The following is a 5,285-nucleotide window of genomic DNA, read 5'->3' on the forward strand; positions in this document are numbered from 1 at the left end:
GGACACCGCCCGGTCGACGATGGCATGGTCCTTCAGCTCGGGCATTTTCGGGATCTCGGCACGCACCACCGCGCCGTCCCGCACCGTGATCTTGGCGGCCGGAACGGTCTCGCTGAAGGCCAGCGCCAGGGTACGAAGATTGACCTCGATGTCCCGCAGCGCGCGATCATTGAAGGCGGATGTCAGCGACCAATAGCCGGCGCCGACCACCAATGCCGTATTCATTGCGATCAGCAGCACCGCGCACAGCACGGCCTTGGTGCCGAGCTTGAACTGCGGCAAGAACTTCCCAAGCGAAGCTTTGAACATGGATGGAATGACCCCCGTAATTCCTGCATAATAGTGCAAGCGGCTTACGGCCGCATTAACGGTGGTTCCCCAACACCGCTCGTGGCATGGTTTCCAATTGGTAAACGAGGCCTCCCTGACCCCGCCAAGTCCGCCGTCCATCATCGTCTGGTTTCGCGACGATCTCCGCCTGACCGATCACCCTGCCCTCCACGCCGCCGCGAAGACGGGCCAGCCGGTGGTCTGCCTCTATGTGTTCGATGAATCCGTGGGACGCGCACCCGGCGGCGCGGCGCGCTGGTGGCTGGCGCAGTCGCTGCGGGCGCTCGGGGCCGGGATCGCCGCACGCGGCGGGTCGCTGGTCCTGCGCAGAGGACCTGCGGCCAAGGTGATCCCCGAGGTGGTGCGCGAGAGTGGCGCACGCGCCGTCTACTGGAACGCAATCGCGCAGGCGCCTCACCAGGCCCTTGAGAGCCAGCTCTCGGCAACGCTATCGAAGCTCGGCATCGACTCGCAAAGCTTCCCTGGCGATCTCCTGGTGCCCCCCTCGGCGATACGCAACAAGGAGGGCCGCGGCTTGCGCGTGTTCACGCCGTTCTGGCGACGCGTGCTGTCGCTCGGCGATCCGCCGACGCCCTTGCCCGCGCCCAAAGAGCTGCGCCCTTCGCCGGGGATCGCCAGCGATCGGCTGGAGAGCTGGGAACTCGAGCCGCGCACTCCTGATTGGGCGGGCGGCTTGCGCGAGAGCTGGACACCGGGCGAAGCCTCTGCCCGAGCGCGCCTGCGCACCTTCCTCGAGCAAGGAGTCCGCGACTATGTCGCCGACCGCGACCGCCCCGATCGGGACGGCACGTCGCGGTTGTCGCCGCATCTGCGGTTCGGCGAGCTCAGCCCGCGCCAGGTCTGGCACGCCGCCCGGTTTGCCGCGGCGGAAGATCCGACCCTCGTGCCCGGCGTCGAAAAGTTCCTGAGCGAGCTCGGGTGGCGCGAATTCTGCCGCCACCTCCTTCACGATCACCCCGACCTTGCCACCGCGAATCTGCAAACGAACTTCGACGGCTTCCCCTGGGCGCCCGACGGCAAGGCGCTCTCCGCGTGGCAACGCGGCCGCACCGGATATCCCATCGTCGATGCCGGGCTACGCGAGCTCTGGCACACGGGCGTGATGCACAACCGCGTCCGGATGGTGGTGGCGTCCTTCCTGGTCAAGCACCTCCTGATCGACTGGCGCGAAGGGGAAGCCTGGTTCTGGGACACGCTGGTCGACGCGGACGCCGGCAGCAATCCCGCCAACTGGCAGTGGGTCGCCGGCTGCGGCGCGGACGCTGCGCCCTATTTCCGCGTGTTCAATCCGCAGCTCCAGGGCGAGAAGTTCGATCCTGACGGAGCCTATGTTCGACGCTGGGTCCCGGAACTGAAGGACATGCCGGCCAAGCTGATCCACCGACCCTGGCAGGCAACGCCGATCGAACTCGCAAGCGCCGGCATCACGATAGGCAAGACCTATCCGCCGCCGATCGTCGATCACGCCAGGGGACGCGAGCGCGCACTCGCCGCGTACGCAAAGATCCGCAAAGGTTGAGCGTTGCTTTGACACAATTTCGAAACCCGCTATCGTGATCGCGCCATACAAACCGTGGGGGACGATATGGACGACGAAAAGCCGATTACCGAACAGGCGATGGACACGATCACCAGCGCCGTCGAAGCGACCAAGGACGCCGCGGTCACCGCCGTCAAGCAGGTGAAGAAAGCCGCCAAGAAGGTCGCGAAGAAGGTCGCGCCGAAGAAGGCCACCAAGAAGAAGGCCAAGAAGGCTGCGAAGAAGACGACGAAGAAAACGGCCAAGAAGAGCGCGAAGAAGGCCGCCAAGAAATCACCGAAGAAAGCTGGAAAGAAAGCTGCAAAGAAGAAAGCCAAGAAGGCGAAGCGCTGATCGGTGCGCTCTGGCTAGGTTCTCCGGATGCGCGCGTGTCCGGAGACCAGTCCCGCGACTCACTATCTCCCGGCCCCGGCCGCTTAGGCTCGCCAGTTGACGACGAACACCGCGGCCGCGCACATCGCCATGCCCGCGATCGCCAGCGCATCGAGCTTCTCGTCGAACAGCAAATAGGCCATCAGGGCGGTCACGGCCGGAACCAGATAGAACAGGCTCGCGACCGAGGTCGCCGCCGCGTGGCGGATCAGCCAATACAATAGCCCGATCGAACCGATCGAGAGCGCCACCGCGAGCCAGGCGAGCGCGAGCACGAACTCCCGTGTCCAGTGCACTACGCGGTCCTCGAACAGGAAAGCCCCGATCGCGAAGAAGATGGTGACGGCGACATACTGCACGAGATTGCCGGCGCGCCAGTCGATCTGGTTGCAGTAGCGGCGCTGATAGAGCGTGCCGAGCGTGATGCTGATCAGCGAAACCACCGACGCCAGCCAGCCGAGCCCGGCTTCGCCGGTCATCGGCCGGTTGTGCAGGATCAGAACGACACCGCCGAGGCCGAGCACGAGCCCGGCCCATTGCAACGGCGTCACCCTCTCGCCGAGCCAGCGATTGGCAATGGTCGAGGTCAGGATCGGCTGCAGGCCCGGGATCAGCGCAGAGAGCCCGGCCGGAATCGAGTGCGCGATCGCAATTGCGGTACCACCGAGATAGAAACCGTGAACCAGGATACCCGCGACGGCGCTGTGCGCGATGCCGATGCCATCAGGCCATTTCGGCCGCGCAATTGCGACGATGATCGCCATCAGGGCGACCACGATCGCCATGCGGATGGCGAGGTACGTCAGGGGATCGGCGTTCTCGACGACGTATTTGGTGCCGATGAATCCGGTGCTCCAGAGCAGGACGAACAGGATCGGCGCGGCGCGGGCGCTCAGGGCTTCTTGATTATGGTTCATTGCCGCCCTCATTGCCCGAGCGGACGCCATGCGGCAATGCGAATTTCGTCCTCATGATTGCTGCGCTGCGACGGACCGGCGGCGGTCCAGCTCAGCCGCTCACCATTCTTCCGGACAGGGGTTGACGATTTTCCAGAGGTCGACGCCGTTCTTGATCTTCTTCATGTCCGTGGTGAGCCCGCCATTGCGGCGAATCCAATCCTTCACGGCGTCGGGGTAGTAGGACATGAGATCGGAGGTGCCTTCGGCGCTGGTGACCTTGATGCCGAAGGTGAACGCCTTGTCGTAATAGGCTTGGTGGAAGCCGAGGCTCGCGCGCGGCGTCACGCAGATCTTGTTCATGGGCACGATGCCGAGCACGAGCGTGCACGCCGAATTGCAGATGCCGTCGATGATGACGCGCTCGCCCTTCTCGCGCACGCGCTTGTACTTGGCCTTGTATTCCTCGACATAGCCGCCATGGTCACGGGTGATACGCAGCTCGGCGCGCGCCGGGGTGGCGGCGGCGAAGCAGAGCAACAACAGGCTCAAAAGCGTGATGCGCATGGCGAGTGGCGGCGACAGCCTTCAGACGTGCACCGGCCTCGAAGGAGCCCCCAAAGGCCGGCGACAGGATTCCTGAACTAAATACTTGGTCATACTTGAGTGGGGAATTCGTTAAGCATCCCGAAAAGGCCAAAAATGGGCAACTTCCGACCGCCTAGCCGGCAATTCTGTCACACCCCGCTGAAAATCCGCGGGATCGGCCATGATTTCGAGCCTTTGGAGCAATGCCTGAGCGCCCGAAATTGCTATAAACGGCTGACCTATTCGAGCGGGTTCCGGAGAATCGAGATGAGCAAGTTGGCGCGTGTCACCGCGGTTGCGGCCCTGACGGCAGCAATCCTGGCCCCTGGCCTCGCAGAGGCGCACGGGCGCCACCGGTATCACCGCTCTTACGCCAACCCGCTGCCCTACCCGATCAGCTATCTGCACAATTACGGACCCGGTATCACCCCCGGCACTTTCGCCTATTACGACGGCCCGGCGACCAATCGTTGCTACCGCAGCGCGGCCGCCTATATCGGCCAGGACGGCCGGCGGCACCCCTGCTACTGAGGAGCGCCCGGCCCTGCGGCGCCGTTATTTGGCAGCCCCCGACCGCAGCAATTGCTTCTCGATCTCGTAGACCGGCAGCTTGACGAGGTCCTTGCCGATCTCCCCCTGAAGCGCCTTGCGCACACCCTCCGAATAGTCGGCGCGGATCATACCGAGCGCGCGCGGTGAGGCCACCATGGTCATCGCCGTGGTCTCGCCGGAGTTGACGGCAGCGTCGAGCCGCCCGGCCAGGCTGCGCAGGAAAGCACGCTCGGCTTCGTCGTGCCAATCGGTCTGCTCGACCGAGCTGCGGGCGCCGCCGGCAGCGGTATGCAGCCGGCCCGGCGCATCGCTTCCTTGCGCGCTGGTCGATGGATTGGGCTGCTCGTGCACCTCCTTGGTGTGAAGGTTCGGAAACATCCCGTCGCCGAGATTTTCCAGAATCAGCGCCTTGCGCCCGTCGCACACGACCAGCCAGTCGCCCTTTTCGATTCTCATCTTGTCCATTTGCATCTTCTCCTTCACACGCGTTGACGCCGAGTCCGGCATCAAAGCTGTTCTTCGAATTCCTCTGAGGACTTGCCGAACTGCTCCATGGCCTCCTCCAGATAGTCGGCGAGCATCGGCGTGCCGATCAGGTAGGACGCGGTGCGCTGGTTGTGTGCCTGCGCGGCCTGCACGCGCAGTTGTCGCCAGTCCGAGAGATCACCGTCGCCGCGGCCAATCTGCTCGTCGACATTGAGATCGCGGATGAAGCCTGCAAGCTCGGCACGGTCGGTGATTTCGCCGCGTCCGCCGCGGCCATAGCCCATGTCGTCGTCGCCGAAATCCAGGGCCACACCGCTCCCGGCGGCTTCGCTGTCGGAGCGGCGCGATTTCGAGATGACGAAGAAGACCTTCTCCGGCGAGATCGATAGATTTGGAATGACTCGCATCCGGCTCACCTTGCCCGGCAGCAAGCACTGCGCCGCTGCCATGATTGCGACAGTAAGAGCCAAGGCAGAGTGGCGAATTGCGCAGGATCAAGT

General features: G+C 64.2%; 7 protein-coding genes and 1 pseudogene. 3 read left to right on the forward strand and 5 right to left on the reverse strand.

Annotated features, from left to right (window positions below):
• Positions 1–309 (reverse strand): annotated as a pseudogene (locus tag JHD07_RS31935) (methyl-accepting chemotaxis protein); the annotation flags it as partial.
• 169 nt (positions 310–478) lie between these two features.
• On the opposite strand from JHD07_RS31935, the gene JHD07_RS31940 reads away from it, so the two are divergent.
• A complete protein-coding gene (locus tag JHD07_RS31940) occupies positions 479–1,870 on the forward strand; it encodes a deoxyribodipyrimidine photo-lyase (RefSeq protein WP_291629402.1) in 1,392 nt (463 codons plus the stop codon).
• A 66-nt stretch (positions 1,871–1,936) separates the two neighbouring features.
• The gene (locus JHD07_RS31945) at positions 1,937–2,224 is read left to right on the forward strand and encodes a histone (protein ID WP_291629391.1); all 288 of its coding nucleotides are present in this window, start codon (positions 1,937–1,939) and stop codon (positions 2,222–2,224) included.
• A gap of 83 nt (positions 2,225–2,307) precedes the next feature.
• Here the strand turns inward: JHD07_RS31945 and JHD07_RS31950 are convergent, their stop codons facing one another.
• Positions 2,308–3,180, reverse strand: a complete 873-nt coding sequence (locus JHD07_RS31950) for a DMT family transporter (RefSeq protein WP_291629392.1) — start codon at positions 3,178–3,180, stop codon at positions 2,308–2,310.
• A 99-nt stretch (positions 3,181–3,279) separates the two neighbouring features.
• Positions 3,280–3,726, reverse strand: a complete 447-nt coding sequence (locus JHD07_RS31955; protein WP_291629394.1) for a hypothetical protein — start codon at positions 3,724–3,726, stop codon at positions 3,280–3,282.
• Positions 3,727–4,014: 288 nt separating this feature from the next.
• Between JHD07_RS31955 and JHD07_RS31960 the strand changes: the two genes are divergently transcribed.
• Positions 4,015–4,278, forward strand: coding sequence for a hypothetical protein (locus JHD07_RS31960; protein WP_291629396.1), 264 nt, complete (start codon positions 4,015–4,017; stop codon positions 4,276–4,278).
• 24 nt (positions 4,279–4,302) lie between these two features.
• Here JHD07_RS31960 and JHD07_RS31965 read toward each other — a convergent pair whose 3' ends face one another.
• Together JHD07_RS31965 and JHD07_RS31970 are read right to left on the reverse strand one after the other, a co-directional pair.
• On the reverse strand, positions 4,303–4,764 hold the full coding sequence (locus tag JHD07_RS31965) for a host attachment protein (protein WP_291629398.1): 462 nt from the start codon (positions 4,762–4,764) through the stop codon (positions 4,303–4,305).
• Positions 4,765–4,805: 41 nt separating this feature from the next.
• Positions 4,806–5,192 carry a DUF3775 domain-containing protein gene (locus JHD07_RS31970; protein WP_291629400.1) on the reverse strand — a complete coding sequence of 129 codons (387 nt, stop codon included), beginning with the start codon at positions 5,190–5,192 and terminating at the stop codon, positions 4,806–4,808.
• Between the last annotated feature and the right edge of the window lie 93 nt (positions 5,193–5,285).

The sequence above is a fragment of the Bradyrhizobium sp. genome (assembly GCF_016462955.1).
GTDB lineage: Bacteria > Pseudomonadota > Alphaproteobacteria > Rhizobiales > Xanthobacteraceae > Bradyrhizobium.